The organism is Streptomyces sp. NPDC085946, from assembly GCF_044540485.1.
Taxonomy (GTDB): domain Bacteria; phylum Actinomycetota; class Actinomycetes; order Streptomycetales; family Streptomycetaceae; genus Streptomyces.
The window spans coordinates 1151804-1176252 of the sequence record NZ_JBITSF010000001.1 but is presented as its reverse complement, the minus strand read 5'-3'; the positions used below and the strand labels follow the sequence as shown (position 1 = coordinate 1176252).

Below are 24449 nucleotides of genomic sequence, written 5' to 3'. Positions count from 1 at the left end.
CACCGCACCCTAGTGAGCCGCTAGTGGCCCTTGCCCACCTGGTCCGAGGTCTCCTCCTCCACGTCCGCCATCGCGGGGTCGAGGAGGCGGGAGAGGAAGTGGCGGGTGCGTTCGTGGCGGGGGTGGGAGATGACCTGCTCGGGGCTGCCGTCCTCGACGATCACTCCGCCGTCCATGAAGACGACCCGGTCGGCGACCTCGCGGGCGAAGGTCATCTCGTGGGTCACGACCATCATGGTCATGCCGTCCCGGGCGAGCATCCGCATCACCGCGAGGACGTCGCCCACCAGCTCCGGGTCGAGCGCGGACGTCGGCTCGTCGAACAGCATCACCTCGGGCCCCATCACCAGCGCGCGGGCGATGGCGACGCGCTGCTGCTGGCCGCCGGAGAGGGAGGAGGGGTAGGCGGCCGCCTTCTCGGCGAGGCCCACCCGCTCCAGGTTCTCCGCGGCGACCCGCGCGGCCGCCGCCTTGTCCCGTCCGAGCACCCGGCGCTGCGGCAGCGTCAGGTTCTCGGTCACCGTCAGGTGCGGGAAGAGGTTGAACTGCTGGAAGACCATGCCGATGCGGCGGCGCACGGCGTCGATGTCGACGTCCGGGTCGGTGACCTCCGTGCCGCCGACGAACACCTGCCCCTTCGTCGGCTCCTCCAGCAGGTTCACGCACCGCAGCAGCGTGGACTTGCCGGAGCCGGACGGGCCGATGACGCAGACGACCTCGCCCTGCTCGATCTCCAGGTCGATGCCGCGCAGCACCTCGTTGTCCCCGAAGGACTTGTGCAGTCCGCTGACCCGGATCTCCGGTCGGCTCATTTCACGGCCTCCTGGGCCTTCGCCTCCATGCGGCGTACGACGAAGCCGAGCGGGATCGTGACCAGCAGGTAGCACAGGCCGGCGACGAGGATCGGCGTGGAGTTGGCGGTCTGGCTGGCCAGGTCGCGGCCGAACTTGGACAGTTCCCGCTCCTCCAGCGTGACCCCGAGGAACAGCACCAGCGAGGAGTCCTTGAACAGCAGGACCAGTTCGTTGGTGAGCGGCGGGAGGATGATCCGGAAGGACTGCGGGAGGATGATCGAGACCATCGCCCGGGCGTGCGAGAAGCCCAGCGAACGGGCCGCCTCCATCTGCCCCTTGGGCACGGCCTGGATGCCCGCGCGGAAGGTCTCCGCCATGTACGCCGCGGCCACCAGGCCGAGCGCGAGGGCCACCTTGCCGTAGGTGCCGCCGACGATCTCCGTGCCGGGGAAGGCCAGCGGGACGGCCACGCCGATGAAGATGAAGATCAGCAGGGCGGGCAGGCCGCGGAAGATCTCGATGTAGACGCCGGCGAGCCAGCGGTAGGGGCCCACGGACGACAGCCGCATCAGCGCGATGACCATGCCGAGCACCAGGCCGACGGCGAAGCCGGACAGGGTGTACAGCACGGTGTTCTTCAGCGCCAGCGTGATGACCTCGGGGAACATCTGCCCCGCGATCTCACGCTGGGCGAACTGGTTCGCCAGGCGGTCCCAGTCGGCCGTGACCGCGAAGGCGATCACGGCGGCGACGAAGACGACGTACTGGACACCGCGCGACAGGCTGCGCTTCTGGCGGCGGGTCAGGCCCTTCTTCTTCGGCTGGAGCGCGGTGTCCGGACCCGTCATGAGGCGGACGGGGAGGCCGCGGACTCTTCGTACGGGCCGATCCACTGCTCGTACAGCTTCTTGTACGTGCCGTCGGCCTTGGCGTCGGCCAGGGCCTTGTCGATGGCCTCGCGCAGCTTGTCGTTGCCCTTCTTCACGGTGAAGCCGTACTGCTCGCCGGTGTTGATCTGCTCGGCGACCTCGAAGGCGTCGGCGTTGGCCTTGTCCTTCAGCCAGCCCTGGACGACCGGGTAGTCGATGACGACCGCGTCGACCTGGCCGGTGCGCAGGCCGTTGAGGACGGCGTCGGAGGACTCGAAGGAGACCGGGTCCAGGCCCTTGCTCTTGGCGTAGTCCTCGCCGGTGGTCTGCGCCTGGGCGCCGGTCTTCGCGCCCTTGAGGTCGGCGAAGGAGGAGATCCCGCTGTCCTTGTCGGCCAGGACCGCCTGGGTGGCCTCGAAGTACGGGTCCGAGAAGTCGACGTTCTTCTTGCGCTCCTCGGTGATGGTCATGCCGGCGGCGGCCAGGTCGCACTCGCCGGAGTTGAGGAAGGCGCCGGTCTTGAAGTTCTCGAACGGGGTGTCGAGGATCTGCTGCTTCACGCCCAGGTCGTCGGCGACCAGGTCGATCAGGGCCACGTCGAAGCCCTGCACCTTGCCGTCGATCTCCGACTGGAAGGGCGGGTACGGCAGGTGGGTGCAGGTGGTGAGCTGCCCGGCCTTGACGAGTTCGACGCCGCCGGCGGCGGTCTTCGTCCCGCCGTCGCCGTCGTCGCTGGAGGTGCAGCCGGCCACGAGGACCAGCCCGGCCGTCGCGGTGGTGGCGGCCAGGAGACGGGCCCGGCGCCTGAGGACGGTGTTCACGGGGACCTCCTATGAGGGAACTGTGGTTCCGATTATAAGGAGAGGTTTGGACCATTCAAATCAAACCGATGGCAGGGCGGCCGCTCGACCTAAGAAGTCGGCCCCGGGGGCCGGGGCGTGGGACGGGAGCGACGGGGGTGCGGGCCGGAGCTACCCTCGTCTGCGTCGATCCCGTGAGCGAAGAGAGCACCGCCGTGACCCACCCCTTCCTCGACCTGCCCCCGCTGACCGCCGCGCACTTCGCCGCGATCGAGGACCGGGTCGCCCGGCTGCTGGACACCCGGCAGGACGTCGTGATCATGCAGGGCGAGGCGCTGCTGCCGCTGGAGGGCGCGATCCGCTCCACCGCCGGGCCCGGCACGACCGCGCTCAACGTGATCACCGGCCCGTACGGGCAGACCTTCGGGAACTGGCTGCGGGACTGCGGCGCCACCGTGCACGACCTGGCGGTGCCCTTCCACACGGCGGTCACGGCCGAGCAGATCCGCGAGGCCTTCGCCGCGCACCCGGAGATCGACTTCGTCTCCCTGGTGCACGCGGAGGCGGCGACCGGGAACACCAACCCGGTCGCGGAGATCGGCGAGGTGGTGCGGGCGCACGGCGCGCTGTTCTACCTGGACGCGGTGGCGTCGGTCGGCGCCGAGCCGGTGCTGCCCGACGCGTGGGGCGTCGACCTGTGCGTGATCGGCGCGCAGAAGGCGATGGGCGGCCCGGCCGGGGTGTCGGCGGTGTCGGTGAGCGAGCGGGCCTGGGCCCGGATGGCGGCCAACCCCCGGGCGCCGCGGCGCTCCTACCTCTCCCTGCTGGACTGGAAGGAGCGGTGGATCGACGGCGGCCGCACCACCCTGCCGCACGCCCCGGCGCAGCTGGAGATGCTGGCGCTGGAGGCGTGCGTGGAGCGGATCGAGGCGGTGGGGCTGGAGGCGGTGACGGGCCGCCACGCGTCGGCCGCCGCGGCGACGCGGGCCGGGGCTCTCGCGCTGGGCGGCGGGCTGGAGCCGTACGTGCACCGGGCGGCGGAGGCGGCGCCGGTCGCCACGACGCTGCGGGCACCGTCGGGCGTGGTCGCCGCTGAGCTGGTGGCCCGGGCGCTGGAGGCCGACCCGGCGGCGCCGCTGGCCGCGGGCGGGGGCGCGCTGGCCAAGGAGATGATCCGGGTGAACCACTACGGCCCGGACGCGACCCCGGGCGCGGTCCGCGCGAGCCTCGCGGCCCTGGGCGCCGCCCTGGCCGAGCGGAACCTCGCCGCGGACGTGACCGGGGCCCTGCGGGCGGCGGAGGACGCCTGGCGCTGACGACGGGGAGACCGCCGGGCGCGCCGACGGGCCGAGGGGGCCGAGGGAGAAATCGCCGGGCGCGCCGGGCGGGCGGCCGGATCCTGAATTCAATACGATTCCGAAATTCTTTTCCACCCGTATTTCCATAAGCAATTCCATGCGGCTTCCGTCTTCTTCTGCCCGGCCTCCCGGAAGCCAAACGCGAAGATTCTGCGAACGCCGACCGGTGCGTTGCGGGCAGATTTCGTGAGGACGACACGGCTGTGACGCGTTCCACAGACCGTCCCTTTTGCCCAGTAATGTCCGGACGAACCTTGACTTTTCCCTGCCGATTCGCGGGGACATGTGCGCCCGCCCGATAACACACGGCCCGTGCGGACGTAACCCCGTCCGGCGATGCAATTTCGAATTCGGCTGGGTAAGTTCAATTTGCATGACTGCCACGCAAGTGAAGCTGCACATCGACCGTCCGAAGGTGGCGGACGGGGCCGCGTTGTGGCGGATGGCCAAGGACTCGAAGGTGCTCGACCTGAACTCGTCGTACAGCTATCTGCTGTGGTGCCGGGACTTCGCCGGCACCTCGGCCGTCGCCCGTGACGAGCACGGCGAGCCGATCGGCTTCGTCACCGGCTACCTCCGGCCGGACCGCCCGCGCACCCTGCTCGTCTGGCAGGTGGCGGTGGACGAGGCGCACCGGGGCCGCGGGCTGGCCGCCGCGCTGCTCGACGGGCTGGCCGCGCGGGCCGTCGAGCAGTACGGGGTGAGGAACGTCGAGACCACCATCACCCCGGGCAACACCGCCTCCGAGCGCCTGTTCACCTCGTTCGCCGGGCGGCACGGCGCCCCGCTGGAGCGCGAGGTGCTGTTCGGGACGGGCCTGTTCCCCGACGGGCCGCACGACCCCGAGGTCCTGTACCGCATCGGCCCGCTCCCCGTCTCCGTCTGACGCCCTCCCCCCCTCTCCCCCGACCGTCTTCGAAACTCCCCCCACGCACCGAGGAGCGATTCGTCGTGACCATCACCCAGCCCGACCTGAGCGTCTTCGAGACCCTGGAGTCCGAGGTGCGCAGCTACTGCCGCGGCTGGCCCACCGTCTTCGACCGCGCGGCGGGCAGCCGCATGTACGACGAGGACGGCCACGAGTACCTCGACTTCTTCGCCGGCGCCGGCTCGCTGAACTACGGGCACAACAACCCGGTGCTGAAACGGGCGCTGATCGACTACCTGGCCCGGGACGGCGTCACCCACGGGCTCGACATGTCGACGACGGCCAAGCGCGCCTTCCTGGAGTCCTTCCAGAACCTGGTGCTGCGCCCGCGCGACCTGCCGTACAAGGTGATGTTCCCGGGCCCGACCGGCACCAACGCCGTCGAGGCCGCGCTGAAGCTGGCCCGGAAGGTGAAGGGGCGCGAGGCCGTCGTGTCCTTCACCAACGCCTTCCACGGCATGTCGCTGGGCTCGCTGGCCGTGACCGGCAACGCCTTCAAGCGGGCCGGTGCCGGCATCCCGCTGGTGCACGGCACACCGATGCCGTTCGACCACTACTTCGACGGCACGGTCCCGGACTTCCTGTGGTTCGAGCGGCTGCTGGAGGACCAGGGCTCCGGTCTCGACAAGCCCGCCGCGGTGATCGTGGAGACCGTGCAGGGCGAGGGCGGCATCAACGTCGCCCGCCCGGAGTGGCTGCGCGCGCTCGCCGGCCTGTGCGAGCGGCAGGACATGCTGCTGATCGTCGACGACATCCAGATGGGCTGCGGCCGCACCGGCGCCTTCTTCTCCTTCGAGGAGGCCGGCATCACGCCCGACATCGTCACCGTCTCCAAGTCCATCAGCGGCTACGGCCTGCCGATGTCGCTGTGCCTGTTCAAGCCGGAGCTGGACGTCTGGGAGCCGGGCGAGCACAACGGCACCTTCCGCGGCAACAACCCCGCCTTCGTCACCGCGACCGCGGCCCTGGAGGCGTACTGGACCGACGGCTCCGCGATGGAGAAGCAGACCCGCACCCGCGGCGAGCAGGTCGAGCGGGCGCTGATCGCCCTCACCGAGGAGAACCTCGCCGACGTCGAGGAGTACCGGGGCCGCGGCCTGGTGTGGGGCCTGGAGTTCCACGACAAGGCGCGGGCCGGGCGGGTCGCGCGGCGCGCCTTCGAGCTCGGGCTGCTCATCGAGACGTCCGGCCCGGAGAGCGAGGTCGTCAAGCTCCTGCCCGCCCTGACCGTCACCCCGGACGAACTGGACGAGGGCCTGAGCATCCTCGCCCGCGCCGTCCGCGAGACCGCCTGACCGCGACCGGCCAGGTCAGAACCAACTAGGAGGCATCGCAGCACCGTGATCGTCCGTTCCTTCCAGGAGATCGAAGGCACCGACCGGCATGTGAAGGCCGCGTCCGGGACGTGGGAGAGCAAGCGCATCGTGCTCGCCAAGGAGAGGGTCGGCTTCTCCCTGCACGAGACGGTCCTGTACGCGGGCACCGAGACGTCGATGTGGTACGCCAACCACGTCGAGGCCGTCGTCTGCGTCGAGGGCGAGGCCGAGCTCACCGACCACGAGACCGGGCGGACCCACACCATCACGCCCGGAACCATGTACCTCCTGGACGGCCACGAGCGGCACACGCTCGAGGTCAAGGAGGACTTCCGCTGCATCTGCGTGTTCAACCCGCCCGTGACCGGGCGGGAGGACCACGACGAGAACGGCGTCTACCCGCTGCTCACCGAACCCGAGGAGGTGTGACACCGCCATGACCACCACCATGACCACGACCCCCGTCACCGATCTCTACCCGACCCGCGGCGCCGGCGAGGTGCTGACCCCCCGTCAGGACCCGGTCGTCTGGGGCGTGCCCGACGCGCCCGGGCCCTTCCAGCCCCTGGAGCTCGGGGCGTTCGAGCGCGACGGCTTCCTGGCCGTCGACGAGCTCCTCACCGAGGACGAGGTCGCCGTCTACCGGCAGGAGCTGGAACGGCTCGTCGCCGACCCGGAGATCCGCGCCGACGAACGCTCCGTCGTGGAGCCGCGGTCGAAGGAGATCCGGTCCGTCTTCGAGGTGCACCGGATCAGCGAGGTGTTCGCGCGGCTGGTGCGCGACGAGCGGGTCGTCGGCCGGGCACGGCAGATCCTGGGCTCGGACGTGTACGTCCACCAGTCCCGGATCAACGTCAAGCCGGGCTTCGGGGCCAGCGGTTTCTACTGGCACTCGGACTTCGAGACCTGGCACGCCGAGGACGGGCTGCCGCGCATGCGCACGGTGTCGGTCTCGATCGCGCTGACCGAGAACCACGACACCAACGGCGGACTCATGATCATGCCGGGGTCGCACAAGACGTTCCTCGGCTGCGCGGGGGCCACGCCGAAGGACAACTACAAGAAGTCGCTGCGGATGCAGGACGCGGGCACGCCGTCGGACGAGGCGCTGACCGGGCTGGCCTCCGAGCACGGCATCCGGCTGTTCACCGGCAGGGCCGGTTCGGCGACCTGGTTCGACTGCAACGCCATGCACGGCTCCGGGGACAACATCACGCCGTTCCCGCGCAGCAACGTGTTCATCGTGTTCAACAGCGTGGAGAACACGGCGGTCGAGCCGTTCGCGGCGCCGGTGCGGCGGCCGGAGTTCATCGGGGCGCGGGACTTCACGCCGGTGAGGTGACCGGACCCCGGACCGGCCGGGTGGCACGGCCCTCGGGCGGGGCCTCCCCGTGCGGCACGGGAGGCCCCGCCCGGCCGTGTCAGCCCGCCAGCACGTCCAGCAGCCGGTCGACGTCCGCGGCCGTGTTGTACAGGTGGAAGGACGCGCGCAGGTTGCCCGCGCGGTCGGAGACCTCGATGCCCGCCCGGCTCAGGTCGGGCTGCCGGTGGCCGAGTCCGGGCACGGAGACGATCGCCGAGCCGGGGGACGGCACGGGGGCGTGGCCGAGCTCCGCGAGCCCCGCGCGGAACCGGTCGGCGAGGCCGAGGTCGTGGGCGCGCACGGCGTCCACGCCGAGCTCCTCCAGCAGGGCGAGGGAGGCGCGCAGCCCCGCGTGGGTGAACAGGGCGGGGCTCACGTCGAACCGCCGGGCGGAGCGGGCCAGGTGTTCGACGGGGCCGTAGCAGCTGTCCCAGGGGACCTCCCCGGCGGCCCAGCCGGCGAGCAGCGGTGTCAGTCCGCCGAAGTCCTCGGGGACGACGAACAGGGCGGCCCCGTGCGGGCCCATCAGCCACTTGAAGCCCACGGCGGCGAGGAAGTCGCAGCCGTCGGCCTCCAGCGGCAGCCAGCCGGCCGACTGGGAGGCGTCGACGTAGAGGCGGGCCCCGTGCTCGCGGGCCCGGGCGCGCAGCTCCGCCAGGCCGGCCACGCGGCCGTCGGCGGACTGGGCGGAGCTGACCGCGACGAGCGCGGTGCCCGGGCGGACCGACTCGGCGAGGCGCTCCAGGGGGACGGCCCGCACCTTGAGGTCGCCGCGCACGTGGAAGGGGTTGACCAGGGAGGCGAAGTCGCCCTCCGCGGTGAGGACTTCGGCCCCGGCGGGCAGCGAGGCCGCGATCAGGGAGCCGAGTTCGGTGACGGAGCCCCCGGTCGCGACCCGCTCGACGGGCACGCCGGCCAGCCGGGCGAAGGAGGCCCGCACGGCCTCGACGTCCTCGTACAGGGGGCCCAGGGGCCTGCCTTCGGCCCGGATCCGCACGGCCTCGTGCAGGGCGGTCACGGTGCGGGCCGGCAGGAGGCCGTTGCTCGCGGTGTTGAGGTAGGTGTTCTCCGGGGCGAACTCGGCGCGGACGAGGCTCTCGAAGGTCTCCATGGGTCCACTCTGCGGCCCCGGCACCTCCCCGTCCATCGCGTATTCCTGCCCGGTTCCGCCAAGGGATTCTTATGCGTGGGCCGCGACCTGCGGGTTCGTCGTACCCGGGCCGCGGCCCGCGGGTGCGGTCAGTGCTGCGGCACGGCGCAGCCGTCCGGTCCGCACGCGTCGGCGTCCGGCTGCCCGCCGGGCCGGACGGGCTTCAGGGGCGACCGCTCCCCCCACGCCTGGGCCAGTGCCCGGGCGAAGACCTCGGCGGGCTGGGCGCCGGAGACGCCGTAGGTCCGGTCGAGGACGAAGAACGGCACCCCGGTCGCGCCGAGCTCCGCGGCCTCGCGCTCGTCGGCGCGGACGGCGTCGGCGTACGCGGCCGGGTCGGCGAGCACGGCGCGCGCGGCGCCGGCGTCCAGACCGGCCTCGGCGGCCAGCTCCACGAGCCGCTCGTCGTCGGCGAAGACGGACCGCTCCTCGGCGAAGTTCGCCCGGTAGAGGATCTCCAGCAGGGCGTCCTGCCGGCCCCGCTCCTTGGCGAGGTGCAGCAGGCGGTGCATGTCGAAGGTGCTGCCGTGGTCGCGGCCCCGGGTGCGGTAGGGCAGGCCCTCGGCGGCGGCCTGGGCGCCCAGGTTGTCCTCGCCGGCCAGCGCCTGCGCCTCGCTCATGCCGTACTTCCGGGTGAGCATCGTGACGACGGGCTGGACGTCGTCCTTGGCGCGGCCCGGGTCCAGCTCGAAGGACCGGTGCACCACCTCGACCCGGTCGCGGTGCGGGAAGGCCGCCAGCGCCTTGTCGAAGCGGGCCTTGCCGACGTAGCACCAGGGGCAGGCGATGTCGCTCCAGATCTCGACGCGCATGGCGGGGCTCTCTCCAGGTCGTACCGGTGCGGAGGCGGTCTCCGCGGGCGGGTACGTGAACGTTCAAACAGCCGTGTTCATTCCCCGGCGGCCGGCCGCCGGGACAGGCGCAGGGGTGGTCGTCCGCGACGGGCGGGTGCTCCGGGTCCGGGACCCGGCCGTGGCGGGCGGAGAAGGACCGGGCCCGCGCGTTGCCGGCGTGGACGTCGAGGACGGCGGCGCGCCGGCCCCCGGCACGTCACCGCTCCACGCAGGCGGTGCGCGGGGCCGTGCCGACACCGGTGCGCCGGTGGCCGGGGTCGACGTGGAACCGGAACGGCGTGACCGTGTCCGCGGGGGCGTCCCCGGGCGTGCGGAAGGAGGCGATGCCCGCGAGGAGCCCGTCGCGCACCGCGCCGGCACCTGCCCGTCCCGGCGCGTCAGGGCCGCACGCCACCGGCCCGGCCGGTCGGCGCCGTCGTCCGGGAAGCCGTCGGGGCAGCACGTGGCGCGGGCCCGCCCGCGCGGCGCGGCGACGGCCGCGGCCTCGGCGGGCAGGCAGGTCCTGACGACCGGCCTCCGAGGGGTCCGGCGCGTCGCGGTCGTGCCGCGGAGGACGTGCCCCCGGCGCGGCGGTTCCCCGGTGCCCGTCCCGGGCCCCGGGGCGCCCGCGTCCGCTCAGGTGCCGTCCCGCAGGCCGGCCGGCCCGCCCGGCCGGAAGGCGATGTGGTCGTACGCGACCGCGCAGCCCTCCCCCGTCGGCGACTGCGCCATGAAGCCGACCAGGGCCGCTCCCGTCTCCCGCTCGCCGCCCAGGGTGAAGAGGCGGACGAACGTCCAGCGCTCGCCGTCGCGGGAGGCGTGGAAGGCGAAGGCGCGGCCGGTGCGGCTCACCCGGAGCCAGACGGAAGCGCCGTCCACGGCGAAGGAGTTGGCGTCGTCGGAGTGTCCCCGGGTGACCACCGTGCAGACGGTGGGCACGTCCGGGGAGTACTCCAGGCAGAGCTTGGCCCAGGCCCGCTCGCCGACGTGGACGTAGAGCGCCCCGGCGTCGAACGGCGCCGCGGACCCGACCGTGACCCGGGCGACCAGCCGGAAGTCCCCGTCGGGCGCCCCGAGCAGCCGCGGCGCGTCGGAGGCGGGATCGAGCGCTTCGCCCGTGGGCGGCACGAACCGGTCCTGCCGCGGCCCGGCCCGGCCGGTGAGCACACCGTCCCGGTGGGACCAGTGGCCGTCGGGGCCGTGGGGGCGGAGGGGGAACGGGAGCCCGGGAAGGCGGAGGTCCGTGCCCGGAGCCCGCCCGCTCCCCCGTTCCGCGTCCTGGTCGCGGGTCAGCGCTCCAGCCTTCCGTCGAACCGCCGCGGCAGCCCCAGCGGGTTGTCGTCGCGCAGCTCGGGGGGCAGCAGGGCCTCGGGGGCGTTCTGGTAGACCACCGGGCGCAGCCAGCGCTCGATGGCCGTGCCGCCCACGGAGGTCGACGTGGAGGTGGTGGCCGGGTACGGCCCGCCGTGGTGCTGGGCCGGGGCGACCGCGACCCCCGTCGGCCAGGCGTTCACCAGCACGCGGCCGGCCAGCGGCGTCAGGTCCTGCAGCAGCTCCGCGCCGCGGCCCCGGCCCGCGGCCTCCTCCTCGGAGAGGTGCACGGTCGCGGTGAGGTTGCCGGGCAGCCGCCCGAGGACCGCCTCGACCTCCGCCTCGTCCTCGTAGCGGGCGACGACGGTCACCGGGCCGAAGCACTCCTCCAGCAGCAGGTCGTGCTCGCCCTCCTCGGCCAGCCGGCCGGCCGGCACGGTGAGGAAGCCGGCGCTGACGGTGTGCTCGCCGCCCGCGCCCGGCGTCACCGGGGACTCCACGTCGGGCAGCCCGGCGCGCTCGGCCACGCCGGCGACGAAGTTGTCGCGCATGCGGTGGTCGAGCAGGACGCCCGCCTCGGTGTCGCTGACGGCGTCCGTCAGGGACTTCAGCAGCCGGTCGCCGGCCGCGCCGGACGGCGCGAGCACGAGGCCCGGCTTCACGCAGAACTGGCCGACGCCCAGCGTCATCGAGCCGGCGAGGCCCTGCCCGATGGCCTCCGCGCGCTCGGCCGCCGCGGCCTCGGTGACGACGACCGGGTTCAGGGAGCCCAGCTCGCCGTGGAAGGGGATCGGCACCGGGCGCGCGGCCGCCGCGTCGAACAGCGCGCGGCCGCCCTTGACCGAGCCGGTGAAGCCCGCCGCCGCGACCAGCGGGTGCTTGATCAGCTCGATGCCCGCCTCGAACCCGTGCACCAGGCCCACGACGCCCTCGGGCACGCCGTGCGCGGCGGCGGCCCGGCGCAGCACCTTGGCGACCAGCTCGGACAGGCCCGGGTGGTCGGGGTGGGCCTTGACCACGACGGGGCAGCCGGCCGCCAGCGCGCTCGCGGTGTCGCCGCCGGCGACGGAGAAGGCGAAGGGGAAGTTGGAGGCCGAGTAGACGGCGACGACGCCGAGGGGCACCTTGTACCGGCGCAGGTCCGGGATCGGCGGGGTCGCGGTGTCGTCGGGGTGGTTGATGACGACGTCGAGGAAGGCGCCCTCGTCGACGATGTCGGCGAAGGCCCGCAGCTGATAGCAGGTGCGGGCGAGTTCGCCGGTCAGCCGGACCGGGCCGAGGGCGGTCTCGGCGTCGGCGGTCTCCACGAGTCCGTCCTTGGCCGCCTGCAGCTCGTCGGCGCAGGCCCGCAGGAAGGCCGCGCGCACGGCGCGGTCGGCCAGGGCGCCGCGTGCCTCGTGGGCGGCGCGGACCGCGGCGTCGACCTCCTGGGCTGTGGCCTCCACCGCAACCTGTTCACGCTGCTTCCCGGTTCGGGGGTCGACACTCCAGACTGGTGCTGCTGCCACCGCGGGTCCCTCCACATCGATTGCCGCATGCAATGCCGCAGTACGTACGTCACTCACCAGGGTGTTCGATATACTGAACACCGTCTCTGATGCTGAATATGCTGGTGAGACTATTTCCCGTCGAACGAAGGGGTCAAGGGCGATGTCGGCTGGCGAGACGGGCGGCGGGGCGCAGGTGAAGTCGGCGGTGCGGACCGTCGAACTGCTGGAGTACTTCGCCGGACGCCCCGGCATGCACTCCCTGGCGGCGGTCCAGGAGGCCGTCGGCTACCCCAAGTCCAGCCTGTACATGCTGCTGCGCACCCTGGTGGACCTCGGCTGGGTCGAGACGGACGCGACGGGCACGCGCTACGGCATCGGCGTCCGCGCCCTGCTGGTCGGCACCTCCTACATCGACGGCGACGAGGTGGTCGCGGCGGCCCGCCCGACCCTGGACCGCCTCTCCGACGACACCACCGAGACGATCCACCTCGCCCGCCTCGACGGCACGAACGTCGTCTACCTGGCCACCCGCCAGTCGCAGCACTACCTGCGCCCCTTCACCCGGGTCGGCCGTCGGCTGCCCGCGCACTCGACCTCGCTGGGCAAGGCGATCCTCGCGACCTACAGCGACGAGCAGGTCCGCAAGATGCTCCCCGAGACGCTGCCCGCGCTGACCGAGAACACCCTCACCGACCGGGAGAAGCTCATCGAGGAGCTGCACCAGGTCCGGGAGCAGGGCTTCGCCGTGGACCGCGAGGAGAACACGCTGGGGCTGCGCTGCTTCGGCGTGGCGATCCCGTACCGGACGCCCGCGCGGGACGCGATCAGCTGCTCGGTGCCGGTGGCGCGGCTGACGCCCGCGCACGAGCAGATGGTGAAGGACGCGCTGTTCGACGCGCGGGACCGTCTCACCCTCGCCACCCGGAGGCTGTGAACCGATGCACGTCGCGCTCCGCGCGGTCCACGACAGCGACCTGCCGGTGTTCTACCGGCAGATGAACGACCCCGAGTCGCTGCGCATGGCCGCCTTCACCCCCGAGGACCCGTCCGACCGGTCCGCCTTCGACGCGCACTGGGCGAGGCTGCGCTCCTCGTCCGGCGTGCTGGTCCGCACGGTGCTCGCCGACGGCGACGTGGTGGGCAGCGCGGCGGTGTACGGGGAGCCGGGCGAGCGGGAGGTGACGTACTGGATCGACCGCGCCCACTGGGGCCGGGGCGTGGCCACCGCGGCGCTGCGCGGCCTGCTCGGCGAGGTGCCCGAACGGCCCCTGTACGCACGGGCGGCCGCGGACAACGCCGGGTCGCTGCGCGTGCTGGAGAAGTGCGGCTTCCGGGTGACCGCGCGGGCCACGGGGTGGGCGGCGGCGCGCGGCGCGGAGATCGACGAGGTCGTGCTCACGCTGGAGGGCTGAGCGCGTCCCCGCCTCGCGGAACCGGCGCGTCCCCGCCCGCGGCCGTTCATGAACACCGGATGAGAATCCGGACGGAAGGGAACGTTCCCGCCGATCCCGTTCGTCCTCCCGTACGCCATGAACAAGACGATCAGGCGTGCCGCGGTCTTCACCCTGCTGCTGGTGCTCGCCCTGCTGGTGCGGGCGACCTGGGTGCAGTTCTACGAGGGCCGGGCACTCGCGGACGACAAGGACAACCGGCGCAACGCGATCGACACGTACGCGGAGCCGCTCGGGAACATCGTCGTGGCCGGTGAGGCGATCACCGGCTCGGCGCGGACGAAGGGCGGCGACCTCGCCTACAAGCGCACCTACGAGAACGGCCCGCTGTACGCGGCGGTGACCGGCTACGCCTCGCAGGCCTACGCGCCCACCCAGCTGGAGGGCATCTACGAGGACCTGCTCAACGGCACGGACACCCGCCTGAGGACCGTGATGGACACGGTCACCGGCGAGCGGGCCGACCCGGGCACCGTCGTCACCACGATCGACCCGGACGTGCAGCGGGCGGCGTACGAGGCGCTCGGCGACAAGAAGGGCGCGGCCGTCGCCATCGACCCGGGGACCGGCCGGATCCTCGCGGTGGTGTCGACGCCGTCGTACGACCCGTCGTCGCTGACCGACGCCAACACCGCCGGCGCGGCCTGGGAGAGGCTGACGAAGGACGCGGACAAGCCGCTCACCAACCGGGCGCTGCGCCAGCCGCTGCCGCCGGGATCGACGTTCAAGCTGGTGGTGGCGGCGGCCGCGCTGGAGGACGGGCTGTACTCCTCGGTCGACGAGCGGACCGACAGCCCCGACCCGTACACGCTGCCCGGCACCGTCCGGGAGCTGACGAACGAGAACCCGGACGCGCCCTGCGAGAACGCCTCGATCCGGGTCGCCCTGCAGTACTCGTGCAACAACGTCTTCGCGAAGATGGCCGTCCGGCTCGGCCAGGACAAGGTGCGGGCGACGGCCGAGAGGTTCGGCTTCAACGACGACGAGCAGGACGTGCCGGTGCGGGCCTACGAGAGCGTGTACCCGTCGGACATGGACGAGGCGCAGACCGCCCTGACCGGCATCGGCCAGTTCGACGTCACCGCCACCCCGCTGCAGATCGCCATGGTGTCGGCCGCGCTCGCCAACGGCGGCGAGCTCGTCACGCCGCACATGGTGTCCCGGATCACCGACGGCGGCGGCGACGTGCTGGAGGACTACGACGACGCGGCCGGGTCGCGGCGGATCGTCAGCTCCTCGACCGCCGAGCAGCTGCGGTCGGCGATGCGGACCGTCGTGGAGGAGGGCACCGGCACCAACGCGCGGATCCCCGGCGCGACCGTGGGCGGCAAGACGGGCACGGCCCAGCACGGCGAGAACAACAGCCGGACGCCGTACGCCTGGTTCACCTCCTACGCGACGTCCGACGCGTCGGACCGGGAGGTCGCCGTGGCGGTCGTCGTCGAGCAGTCCGGCGCGGCCCGCTCGGAGGTCAGCGGCAACGGACTGGCGGCACCGGTCGCCAAGGCCGTGATGGAGGCGGCGCTGAAGGACTGAGTCGTCCGGCCGGGGCGGGCCGCCCCGGTGCCCGCGGGGGCGGCCCGTCCGCGTCAGCCCACGCCGAGCAGCTGCTCGACCGGGTCGACGGCGAAGTACACCAGGAACAGCGCCGAGGTCCCCCACAGCAGCCCGTGCACCTCCCGGGCCTTGCCGAGCACGGTCTTGATGACGACGTAGGCCAGGAAGCCGGCCCCGATGCCGTTGGTGATGGAGTACGTGAACGGCATCACGGCGATGGTCAGGAACGCCGGGACGGCGATCTCGTAGCGGTCCCAGTCGATGTGCTTGACCTGGGTCATCATCAGGAAGCCGACGGCGACCAGGGCCGGGGCCGCCGCCTGGAGCGGCACGATGGTGAGCAGCGGGGTCAGGAACAGCGCGAGGCCGAACAGGCCGCCGGTGACCAGGTTGGCGAAGCCGGTGCGCGCGCCCTCGCCGACGCCGGCCGCCGACTCGATGTAGGAGGTGGCGGAGGAGGCGGAGGCCGCGCCGCCCGCGACGGCCGCGGCGCCGTCGATCAGCAGCACCCGGCCGAGGTCCGGCACCCTGCCGTCCTCGTCCAGCAGCCCGGCCTCGGCGCTGACGCCGACGACCGTGCCCATGGTGTCGAAGAAGTCGGACAGGACCAGCGTGAAGACCAGCAGGACGACCGTGATCACACCGGTCCGGCCGAACGCGCCGAACAGGCTGAAGTCGCCGATCAGTCCGAAGTCGGGGGCGCCGACGACCTCCTCGGGCCACCGGGGCGTGGTCAGGCCCCACGTCCCGACCTCGGCGACGGCGTCGATGACGATCGCGGCGGCCGTCATGGCGACGATGCTGATCAGGATGGCGCCCTTGACCCCGCGGGCCAGCAGTCCGACCGTCAGCAGCACGCCGAGGCAGAAGACCAGCATCGGCCACCCGGTGAGCGTGCCCGAACCGCCCAGCTGGACGGGGACGGTGGTGTTCGCGGCGTCCGGGATGCGGCTGACGAACCCGGCGTCGACGAAGCCGATGAACGCGATGAACAGGCCGATCCCGACGCTGATGGCCTGTTTGAGCGGCTGCGGGATGGCGTGCATGACCGCCTCGCGCAGGCCGGTCACCACCAGCACGCAGATCAGCAGGCCCTCCAGGACGACCAGGCCCATGGCGTCGTCCCAGCTCATCAGCGGGGCGATCTGGAAGGCGACGACGGCGTTCAGGCCGAGTCCGGCGGCGAGCGCGAGCGGCAGGTTGCCGCCGACGCCCATGACGATCGTCATCACGGCGGCCACCAGGGCGGTGGCGGTGGTGAGTTGGACCGCGTCGAGCTGGTGCCCGAACTTGTCCTTCGCGCTGCCGAGGATGATCGGATTCAGGACAAGGATGTAGGCCATGGTGAAGAACGTGGCGAAGCCGCCGCGTATCTCCCGGCCGACGGTGGATCCCCGCGCGGAGATCCGGAAGAACCGGTCGAGGCCGTGCGCCGCGGGAGGCGGGGCGTCCGGCGGGCCGGCCGCCTGCGGGGTCTGGGACATGGCGGGTGCTCCTCGGTGCCTGGGCGGTCGATGGTGATCGCATGCGGATGCTGGCTGGATTGTGGCGGCGCTGAACCCCGTTCGGGTTTTCTCCGTGTTACGGAATCGGGGTCGACCCGCCATACGACGTTCGAAGCCCCGTACGAGCCGGTCCACGATCACTGCTACGCTCCGGATCTCGTCCGTGTCAGCTCCGGACGTTCACATGTCATCTACATGACACGCACGCACAGGGTGCCCGCCGGGTGCCTCAGGCCACTGCGAGGAGAGGTCGCCCGTGGGCACAGTCGTCGACGACGCCGCCTCCGTGGAGTTCCATGCCTTCTTCGAGCGCCACTACGCCGAACTGTCCCGTCTCGCCTACCTGCTGACCGGCGAGTCGGACACCGCCGACGACCTGGCGGCGGACGCGTTGCTGGCGCTGTGGCACCGCTGGGACCGGGTGCGGGCCGCGGACCATCCGGTGGCGTACGCCCGCGGGGTGGTCGCCAACCTGGCCCGCACCCGGATCCGCAGCGCGGTGCGCGAGCGGCGGCGCATCGCGCTGTTCTGGTCGCAGCGCGAGGAGAAGACGGAGAACCCGGACGTGGCGGGGGTGGTGGACGTGCGGGAGGCGCTGCGCCGGCTGCCGTTCCGCAAACGGGCCTGTGTCGTGCTGCGGCACGCCTTCGACCTCTCGGAGAAGGACACCGCGCTCGCCCTGGGCGTCTCGGTGGGTACGGTGAAGAGCCAGACGTCGAAGGGAATGGCCGAACTGCAGCGGCTGCTCGGCGCGCAGGCGGTACCGAAACAGGTGCATGCGGCGATGGCACGCACCGGTGAGTCCGGAGGAAGGGACCGATGACCATGCGGCGGGACGTGCACGACGAGCTGCGCGCCCGGCTGCAGGAGGCGGCCGGGGCGCACGAGCCCGACCGGGCCCGGATCCTGGCCCGGGTGGAGCGCGGCATGGCCGGTCCGGCCCGCGCCGACCACCGGGCGACGCGCCCGCCGGTGTGGGGCTGGGCGCGGGTGGTGTCCGCCACGGCCGCCGTCGCGGGCGTGCTCGCGGTGGGCGGGTACGCGGTCGCGTCGGCGGTGAAGGGCGAGGAGGCGCCGCCCCAGCGGGAGGTGGCCGTCTCGCCGACGCCGACGCCGTCCCCGGAGGCGACGAGCCGGGCGCCCGAGCCGCCGGTGCAGCCGGCGCCGAGCACCGCTCCCGCGACCCGGACCCCCAGCACGCCGCCCTCGCGGACCCCGAGCACGGCCGGCACCCCGTCGACGTCCCGCCCCGACGGGGTCGAGGACGGCCCGCTGTGGTCGGACGGCTCGGTCGACCCGCACAGCAACGACTTCTGGGCGCAGAGCAACATCACCCTGAAGACCACCGAGGCGCTGAGCGCGCTCACCGTCGAGCTGCGCATCGCGCAGACCGGCGGGGTGTCGTCCACCGGGGCGTGGCGGTCGCTGCCCGAGGAGGACTTCGCGTTCGCGGTCGAGGAGCGGGACGGCTTCCTCGTCTACACCTGGACGCTGAAGGAGGGCCGCACGGTCCCGGCGGGCGAGTGGGTGTTCGCGGGGCAGTACGACCACGCGCGCGGCGGCCGGGACGCCAGGGACGACAGCTACTCGGCGACGGGCACCGCGGGGGCCGAACGGCTCGCCGTGGGCGGCGACTTCGCGGCCCGCGGCGGCGGCGACGAGACGGACGAGGACGACGCGTAAAAAATTTCCGCGGACGCGGCAACCCTTTCCTCACCGGCGGCGACCACATCACGCAAGAGCCACCACGCACTTGAGGAATCGGTACATGACTGCACCAGCAGAACAGCGCGTCCGCCACCGCCGCCGGACCACCAAGCGGCGCGCGCTGATCGCCGGGGCCTCCGCCCTCGGCATCACGGGGGCGGCGATCGTCACCACGACGATGCTGTCCTCCGCGGGCGCCGCCTCCACCTGGCCGACCGCCAAGGGCAGCCAGGCCGTGTCCAGCACCATCAAGGTGACGGGCACCTACGACGGCAAGCTGAAGAAGTTCTACGGCTCCGGCGAACTGGGCGGCAGCGGCCAGGACGAGGGCCAGGACCCGGTCTTCGAGCTGGCCGACGGCGCCGTCCTGAAGAACGTCGTCATCGGCACCCCGGCCGCGGACGGCGTGCACTGCAAGGGCACCTGCACGCTGGAGAACGTGTGGTGGCTGGACGTCGGCGAGGACGCGGCCAGCTTCAAGGGCAAGTCGTCGTCCGCCGTCTACAAGGTGATCGGCGGCGGCGCCAGGAACGCCGACGACAAGGTGCTCCAGTTCAACGGCGCCGGCAAGCTCGTCGTGACCGGCTTCCAGGTGGAGAACTTCGGCAAGCTGGTCCGCTCCTGCGGCAACTGCGGGACGCAGTACAAGCGCACGATCGAGCTGAGCGACATCGACGTGACCGCGCCCGGCAAGTCGATCGTCGGCATCAACACCAACTACGGCGACACCGCCAAGCTGTCGAAGATCCGCATCCACGGCGACAGCAAGAAGAAGATCAAGACGTGCACCCGCTTCCAGGGCAACAACACCGGCAAGGAGCCGAAGGAGCTCGGCTCCGGCCCGGACGGCACGTCCTGCAAGTTCAGCTCCTCGGACATCAGCTACCAGTGACACCGTGACACCACGTCGCACCTGACCCCGGGCCGTCGTACGGCGGCCCGGTCCCGGCCGCCCCGACACCCCCCCTGGGGCGGCCGGGCGCCGGGAATCCGGACCCCCATCCGGACCCCGGCACCTCGGCCGTTCGGAGCCCCCCTCCGGACGGCCGGACCAGCCCCGGCCGAGCCCCCCTCGGCCGGACGGCAGGGCGCCCCCGCCGGCTTCGGCCGGCGGGGGCGTTCGCGTTACCGGTGGGCCCGGGCCAGGGGCTGTCGTCCGGATCGGGTCGCGGGGAATCGACTGCGTGTCGCCGGCCCCGCGTCCGCGGCGTGACCCGGACGACAGCCCTCAGTCCATGGTCGAGCCGACGGCGGCCGACCCCGTCGTCAGGAAGGCCGTGGCGGGCAGCGAGCCGTCCGCCGCGCGGGCCGCGCGGGCGGTCGTGGCGTCGGTCGACCGGAAGGCCGGGGTGGCGGTCCCCCGGTCCCAGGTGTTGCCGGCGGACACCGCGGACGCGCCCAGCTCCGCGGCGCCGCCCCGGTTGCCGGCGGAGAGGTTCTCGCCGAGCCGGGCCGTGCCGGTGGCGAAGTGGAAGCCGGAGGAGGCGTTGGCGTAGGCGGTGTTGCGGTCGAGGGCCGGGGCCCCGGGGTTGGAGTTCCCGGTGAAGCCGTGCAGGGTGTTGTCCCAGGCCGCGTTGTGGTGGACGACGTGGGCGGCCGAGGCGCCCCCGCCGCCCAGCTCGAAGCCGTTGCCGTTGCCCTCGAAGGCGGTGTCGTCCCGGCGGTTCTCGCCGTTGCCGAAGGCCCAGGAGTGCTCGACGGTGACCGGCGAGGAGAACTGCCACAGGTCCAGGCCGTCGTCGGAGTTGTCGTACAGCCGCGCCCCGGTGATCCTGTTCCCCGTCCCGGAGCCGAACGTGACGGCGATGCCGTCCGCGTTCCGGCCGTGGGCGCCCGGGTCGTGGTTGCCGTGGCTGTCGAGGTTCTGCACGAGGTTGTCGGTGGTGCCGTCGCCGCGCAGGGTGAAACCGGTGCCGCCGTTGTCCGCGGTGACGAGGTTGCGGAAGATCCCGCCGGTGGAGGAGGTGGCGACGAAGCCCTGGGCCGGGGAGTTGCGGAAGGCGATGTCCTCGACGGTCCAGTGGTCGCCGTGGATCCCGGCCAGCCAGGAGCCGTCGGGCAGCCCGGAGCCGTCGACGGTCACCTTCTCCCCGGCGTAGGCCTTCAGCGTGATGCGGGCCGAGGGGGTGCCGTCGGCGGTGGACTCGAGGGTGGCGGCCGGCCGGTAGGTGCCGCCGCGGACCTGGATGACGGTGCCGGCCGTCGCGTTCCGCACGGCCGCGGCGAGCTGCGCGGTGGTGGAGACCGTGACGGTGGTGGAGGCGGCCCGGGCCCCGCCGTCGGACAGGCCGAGGCAGACACCGCCCGCTCCCGCGGCACAGGCCACCGCGGCGGCGACGGAGAGGGTGCGCGTCCTGCGGTGGCGTCCGGTGCTGTGGCGCACGGCGTTCCTTTCTCAGGGGACGGGTGGGCGGCACCGGGGTGGGAGGGGCCCGCTCCGGCCGGTGCCGCTTCGAGGTCGCCGCCCGGGCGGAAAGGGTTGCCGCGCGGCCCGAAACGACGTCGAAACTTTCGGTCCCCGCCGCCCCTCCCGCGCCGGTTGACGCCCTGTCCGCCGCTGGTGACACTCCGAGGGCAGCGCATCCAACAGAATCCCCCGGACTCCGACAGGAAGCGCCATGCGTCCGCGCACCGCCCGCACGCTCCTGCTCCCGCTGCTCGTCCTCCCCGCCCTCCTCCTCGCCCTGCTCACCGCCCCGCCCGGCACCGCACACCCCGGAGCGCCCCCCGTGGACCACCCCCGTTACGCCGGCTACCTCTTCGCCTACTTCACCGGCGAGGACACCGCCGACGGCGAGCAGATCCGCTACGCCCTCAGCCGCGGCAACGACCCGCTGCACTGGCGCGAGCTCAACGCCGGCGAGCCGGTGCTGAGCTCCGACCTCGGCGAGCGGGGCCTGCGCGACCCGTTCGTGATCCGCTCCCCCGAGGGCGACCGGTTCTACATGATCGCCACCGACCTGCGCATGTACCGGGGCAGCAGCGGCAGCTGGGACCACGTCCAGCGGCACGGCAGCAGGTCGGTCATGGTGTGGGAGTCCACCGACCTGGTCCGCTGGACCGACCGGCGGCTGGTGGAGGTCGCCCCCGGCAACGCGGGCAACGCCTGGGCGCCGGAGGCGCACTGGGACGAGGAGCTCGGCGCCTACGTCGTCTTCTGGGCGTCGAAGCTGTACGCCGCCGACGACCCGGAGCACGCGGGCAGCACGTACAACAGGATGCTGTACGCGACCACGCGGGACTTCCGCACCTTCAGCGAGCCGAAGGTCTGGAACGACCCCGGCCACTCGGTCATCGACTCCACGGTCGTCCGGCACCGGGGCACGTACTACCGCTACACCAAGGACGAGCGGGACCCGGCCTCCGGATCGCCCTGCGCGAAGTTCGTCACCGGGGAGAAGTCGGCGTCCCTGACCTCGACGTCGTACGACCTCGTCGCGGAGTGCATCGGCGAGGGCGCCGTGGACCGCGGCGAGGGGCCGGCGGTCTTCAAGTCCAACACCGAGGAGAAGTGGTACCTGTTCGTCGACGAGTACGGCGGCCGCGGCTACGTCCCGTTCGAGACGACCGACCTCGACTCGGGCGAGTGGACCCCGTCCACCGGCCACCGGCTCCCGGCGAGCCCCCGGCACGGCACGGTCCTGCCGGTGACCCAGGAGGAGTACGACCGGCTGCTGGCCGCGTACCCGGTCGGCCCCGCCTCCGTCGTGGACGCGACGGCGCCGGGGCAGAAGGGGTACGCGGTCGTCACCGAGTCCGCCGCCAAGGTCGTGCTGCCCATGGAACCCGACGCGGACCTGCGCGGCCTGGCCCCGCGGCTGTGGGCCGCCGAGGGCGCCACGGTCAGCCCGCCCTCCGGCACCCGGCGCGACTTCCGCAGGCCGCGGACGTACACGGTGACGGCCGCGGACGGCACGCGGCGCACCTGGACGGTCGAGGCGGTCCGCACCCGCAGCCCCCTCCTGCCCGGCCTGACCGCCGACCCGGACATCCGCCGCCTGGACGGCGCGTACTGGATCCACCCGACGACGGACGGCTTCCCCGGCTGGAGCGGCACGCGGTTCTCGGCGTACTCCTCGAAGGACCTGGTCCACTGGAAGGACCACGGCGTCGTCCTCGACCTCGGGCCGGACGTCTCCTGGGCGGACAGCCACGCCTGGGCCCCCGCGATCGCGGAACGCGACGGCCGGTACCACCTCTACTTCTGCGCCGGGCAGCAGATCGGCGTGGCGGTGGCCGACTCGCCCGCCGGCCCCTTCGAGGACGCGCTGGGCAGGCCCCTCGTCGCCGAGGACGGCGCGTGGCGCGGCCAGATGATCGACCCGGCGGTGTTCACGGACCGCGACGGGCAGGCGTACCTGTACTGGGGCAACGGGCGGGCGTACGTCGTGCCGCTGAACGACGACATGGTGTCGTTCGACGCCGCGCGGGTGCGGGACATCACCCCGGCGGAGTTCCGCGAGGGCTCCTTCGTCGTCGAGCGGGGCGGCACGTACTACTTCATGTGGTCGCAGGACGACACCCGCAGCGAGAACTACCACGTGGCGTAAGCGACGGGGCCGTCCCCGCTCGGCCCGTTCACCGAGCGGGGCACGATCCTGGGCAAGCGCCCCGAGTACGGCATCCTCGGCACCGGCCACCACTCGGTGGTCAACGTCCCCGGCACCGACGACTGGTACATCGCCTACCACCGGTTCGCCCTCGACGGGCCCGGACGGCCGGGCGGCGACGGCACCCACCGGGAGACCACCCTCGACCGCCTGGAGTTCGCAGCCGACGGGACGATCCTGCCGGTGGTGCCGACCCTGGAGTCGGTCCGGCCGGTCCGCGGCTGACCCGCCGGATCACAGCACGGCGTCGAGCCAGGCGAAGACCTCGTCCTGCATGCGGTCGGTGAAGACGTGGCCGAGCTCCGGCCAGGTCCTCAGGACCAGCCGCTCCTCGGCGCGGCGGGCGCGCCACACGGCCCGCAGCTTCTCGTGGGCGGTGCGGACGCCGTCGGCGGGGAACAGCGGGTCGAGCCTGCCGTGGAAGAACAGCATCGGCCGGGGCGCGGCGATGCTCGCCACGTCCGGGATGTCGAGGTGCCGGGCGAGCCCGGGGTGCAGCATGTAGTAGGCCGACTGGCCGCGCAGCGTGTTGTTGCCCGGGACCATCATCTCCTTCAGGCCGGTCATCCAGCACACGCTCGCGGCGGCCGCGACGTCGTCGCTGAGCGCCGCGGTCTGCCAGGCGCGGTAGGCGCCCATGGAGAACCCGACGGCGGCGACCCGGCGGGCGTCCACGCGGTCCAGGCCCGCCAGGAAGGCGGCGGCCCGCTGGTCCTCGCGGGCCGTCAGCCCGGCCAGTGAGCTGCCGAGGTGGTAGAGGTTGCTCGCCAGGGCCTGCTGCTGCTCGTAGGCGAGGGGGCCGCGGTCGCCCCAGCCGAGCGCGTCCAGGCAGAGCACGACGTAGCCGCGCCGGGCGAGTTCGTCGCCGACGAACCGGCCGCTGAAGTACCGGCCGGCCCACTCCGTGGCGGAGGCGAGGCGGGTGTCGTCGTCCCAGGGCCGGACGAGTTTCTCCTTGCCGATGTCGAACCGGGCGCCGTGGTCGTGCAGGAGCAGCACGGCGGGGAAGGGCCCGGGGCCGTGCGGGGTGAGCAGGGATCCGCGGACGCGTTCGTAGCGGGTGAGGGAGACGGTCACCGACTCCCGCGTGTAGCCGTCCGCGTCGGAGCGCGGCCCGAACTCGGGCGCGTACGGCGTCCCGTCCTGCCGGTCGACGAGCAGGTGCTCCTCGACCGCGGCGCGGGCCGCGCGCCGCCACGCCCGGACGTCACGGACCGGGGAGGTGCCCCAGGCGAGCGGGAAGCGCAGCTCGTCCTTGAGGGCGGGGTGGAAGCCGGGCAGGTTGCCGCCGACGAGCTCGGCGGCCCGCGCCGGGTCCGCTCCCCCGAAGAGGGCCATCGCCGCCGCTCCCGTCACGAAGGTGCGGCGCCCCACCGCGTCACGGCCGCTCATGCGTCCTCCCGGGGT

Annotated in this window: 22 protein-coding genes and 1 pseudogene; 12 read left to right on the top strand and 11 right to left on the bottom strand. The window is 73.0% G+C overall.

Going from position 1 to position 24449, the window contains the following annotated elements; genetic code table 11:
- Positions 1-20: 20 nt before the first annotated feature.
- From ACIF8T_RS05225 to ACIF8T_RS05215, 3 genes are read right to left on the bottom strand one after another with little or no spacing between them, the layout of a single operon-like run.
- Complete coding sequence (locus tag ACIF8T_RS05225; RefSeq protein WP_400031281.1) at positions 21-812, bottom strand: amino acid ABC transporter ATP-binding protein; 792 nt, start codon at positions 810-812, stop codon at positions 21-23.
- Positions 809-1642, bottom strand: a complete 834-nt coding sequence (locus tag ACIF8T_RS05220) for an amino acid ABC transporter permease (RefSeq protein ID WP_400031279.1) — start codon at positions 1640-1642, stop codon at positions 809-811. The genes ACIF8T_RS05225 and ACIF8T_RS05220 overlap by 4 nt, the downstream gene beginning before the upstream one ends.
- Entirely contained in the window at positions 1639-2484 is an 846-nt protein-coding gene (locus ACIF8T_RS05215; RefSeq protein ID WP_400031277.1) for an ABC transporter substrate-binding protein, read from the bottom strand. Before ACIF8T_RS05215 ends, ACIF8T_RS05220 begins: the two co-directional genes overlap by 4 nt.
- Positions 2485-2678: 194 nt before the next feature.
- Between ACIF8T_RS05215 and ACIF8T_RS05210 the strand changes: the two genes are divergently transcribed.
- The 5 genes from ACIF8T_RS05210 to thpD all read left to right on the top strand — a co-directional run bounded on the left by ACIF8T_RS05210 (position 2679) and on the right by thpD (position 7407).
- Positions 2679-3779 carry a pyridoxal-phosphate-dependent aminotransferase family protein gene (locus tag ACIF8T_RS05210; protein WP_400031512.1) on the top strand — a complete coding sequence of 367 codons (1101 nt, stop codon included), beginning with the start codon at positions 2679-2681 and terminating at the stop codon, positions 3777-3779.
- 415 nt (positions 3780-4194) lie between these two features.
- Positions 4195-4707 (top strand): diaminobutyrate acetyltransferase, encoded by a 513-nt coding sequence (gene ectA, locus ACIF8T_RS05205; protein WP_400031275.1) that lies wholly within the window; start codon positions 4195-4197, stop codon positions 4705-4707.
- Between the two features lie 65 nt (positions 4708-4772).
- Positions 4773-6044: a diaminobutyrate--2-oxoglutarate transaminase gene (gene ectB, locus ACIF8T_RS05200; RefSeq protein ID WP_400031273.1), complete on the top strand. Its 1272-nt coding sequence runs from the start codon at positions 4773-4775 to the stop codon at positions 6042-6044.
- Positions 6045-6089: 45 nt separating this feature from the next.
- Positions 6090-6494: an ectoine synthase gene (locus ACIF8T_RS05195; protein WP_400031271.1), complete on the top strand. Its 405-nt coding sequence runs from the start codon at positions 6090-6092 to the stop codon at positions 6492-6494.
- Positions 6495-6513: 19 nt separating this feature from the next.
- Positions 6514-7407 (top strand): ectoine hydroxylase, encoded by an 894-nt coding sequence (gene thpD, locus ACIF8T_RS05190; protein WP_400031510.1) that lies wholly within the window; start codon positions 6514-6516, stop codon positions 7405-7407.
- Between the two features lie 79 nt (positions 7408-7486).
- On the opposite strand, the gene ACIF8T_RS05185 is transcribed toward thpD, so the two are convergent.
- From ACIF8T_RS05185 to ACIF8T_RS05165, 5 genes are all read right to left on the bottom strand, one after another.
- A complete protein-coding gene (locus ACIF8T_RS05185) occupies positions 7487-8539 on the bottom strand; it encodes an aminotransferase class V-fold PLP-dependent enzyme (protein ID WP_400031269.1) in 1053 nt (350 codons plus the stop codon).
- Between the two features lie 128 nt (positions 8540-8667).
- Positions 8668-9390, bottom strand: coding sequence for a DsbA family oxidoreductase (locus ACIF8T_RS05180; protein ID WP_400031267.1), 723 nt, complete (start codon positions 9388-9390; stop codon positions 8668-8670).
- Between the two features lie 238 nt (positions 9391-9628).
- Positions 9629-9781 carry a hypothetical protein gene (locus ACIF8T_RS05175; protein ID WP_400031265.1) on the bottom strand — a complete coding sequence of 51 codons (153 nt, stop codon included), beginning with the start codon at positions 9779-9781 and terminating at the stop codon, positions 9629-9631.
- Positions 9782-10047: 266 nt separating this feature from the next.
- Positions 10048-10704: a DUF1349 domain-containing protein gene (locus ACIF8T_RS05170; RefSeq protein WP_400031508.1), complete on the bottom strand. Its 657-nt coding sequence runs from the start codon at positions 10702-10704 to the stop codon at positions 10048-10050.
- Positions 10701-12230 carry an aldehyde dehydrogenase (NADP(+)) gene (locus ACIF8T_RS05165; protein WP_400031263.1) on the bottom strand — a complete coding sequence of 510 codons (1530 nt, stop codon included), beginning with the start codon at positions 12228-12230 and terminating at the stop codon, positions 10701-10703. The genes ACIF8T_RS05170 and ACIF8T_RS05165 overlap by 4 nt, the downstream gene beginning before the upstream one ends.
- Positions 12231-12372: 142 nt before the next feature.
- Here ACIF8T_RS05165 and ACIF8T_RS05160 point away from each other — a divergent pair, with 142 nt between their 5' ends.
- The 3 genes from ACIF8T_RS05160 (at position 12373) to ACIF8T_RS05150 (ending at position 15199) form a co-directional block, all read left to right on the top strand.
- Positions 12373-13146 (top strand): IclR family transcriptional regulator, encoded by a 774-nt coding sequence (locus ACIF8T_RS05160; RefSeq protein ID WP_400031261.1) that lies wholly within the window; start codon positions 12373-12375, stop codon positions 13144-13146.
- A gap of 4 nt (positions 13147-13150) precedes the next feature.
- A complete protein-coding gene (locus ACIF8T_RS05155) occupies positions 13151-13624 on the top strand; it encodes a GNAT family N-acetyltransferase (protein WP_400031259.1) in 474 nt (157 codons plus the stop codon).
- Positions 13625-13741: 117 nt separating this feature from the next.
- Positions 13742-15199 carry a peptidoglycan D,D-transpeptidase FtsI family protein gene (locus ACIF8T_RS05150; protein ID WP_400031257.1) on the top strand — a complete coding sequence of 486 codons (1458 nt, stop codon included), beginning with the start codon at positions 13742-13744 and terminating at the stop codon, positions 15197-15199.
- A 53-nt stretch (positions 15200-15252) separates the two neighbouring features.
- Here the strand turns inward: ACIF8T_RS05150 and ACIF8T_RS05145 are convergent, their stop codons facing one another.
- Entirely contained in the window at positions 15253-16704 is a 1452-nt protein-coding gene (locus tag ACIF8T_RS05145) for an NCS2 family permease (RefSeq protein ID WP_400031255.1), read from the bottom strand.
- A gap of 277 nt (positions 16705-16981) precedes the next feature.
- On the opposite strand from ACIF8T_RS05145, the gene ACIF8T_RS05140 reads away from it, so the two are divergent.
- The 3 genes from ACIF8T_RS05140 (at position 16982) to ACIF8T_RS05130 (ending at position 19324) form a co-directional block, all read left to right on the top strand.
- On the top strand, positions 16982-17548 hold the full coding sequence (locus tag ACIF8T_RS05140) for a SigE family RNA polymerase sigma factor (protein WP_400031253.1): 567 nt from the start codon (positions 16982-16984) through the stop codon (positions 17546-17548).
- Positions 17545-18408 (top strand): hypothetical protein, encoded by an 864-nt coding sequence (locus ACIF8T_RS05135; RefSeq protein WP_400031251.1) that lies wholly within the window; start codon positions 17545-17547, stop codon positions 18406-18408. The genes ACIF8T_RS05140 and ACIF8T_RS05135 overlap by 4 nt, the downstream gene beginning before the upstream one ends.
- Before the next feature lie 85 nt (positions 18409-18493).
- Entirely contained in the window at positions 18494-19324 is an 831-nt protein-coding gene (locus ACIF8T_RS05130; RefSeq protein WP_400031249.1) for a pectate lyase, read from the top strand.
- A 336-nt stretch (positions 19325-19660) separates the two neighbouring features.
- Here ACIF8T_RS05130 and ACIF8T_RS05125 read toward each other — a convergent pair whose 3' ends face one another.
- On the bottom strand, positions 19661-20815 hold the full coding sequence (locus tag ACIF8T_RS05125) for a right-handed parallel beta-helix repeat-containing protein (protein WP_400031247.1): 1155 nt from the start codon (positions 20813-20815) through the stop codon (positions 19661-19663).
- Positions 20816-21050: 235 nt separating this feature from the next.
- On the opposite strand from ACIF8T_RS05125, the pseudogene ACIF8T_RS05120 reads away from it, so the two are divergent.
- A pseudogene (locus ACIF8T_RS05120) lies at positions 21051-23267 on the top strand (family 43 glycosylhydrolase).
- A 9-nt stretch (positions 23268-23276) separates the two neighbouring features.
- Here ACIF8T_RS05120 and ACIF8T_RS05115 read toward each other — a convergent pair.
- On the bottom strand, positions 23277-24434 hold the full coding sequence (locus tag ACIF8T_RS05115) for a dienelactone hydrolase family protein (protein ID WP_400031245.1): 1158 nt from the start codon (positions 24432-24434) through the stop codon (positions 23277-23279).
- Positions 24435-24449: the final 15 nt, after the last annotated feature.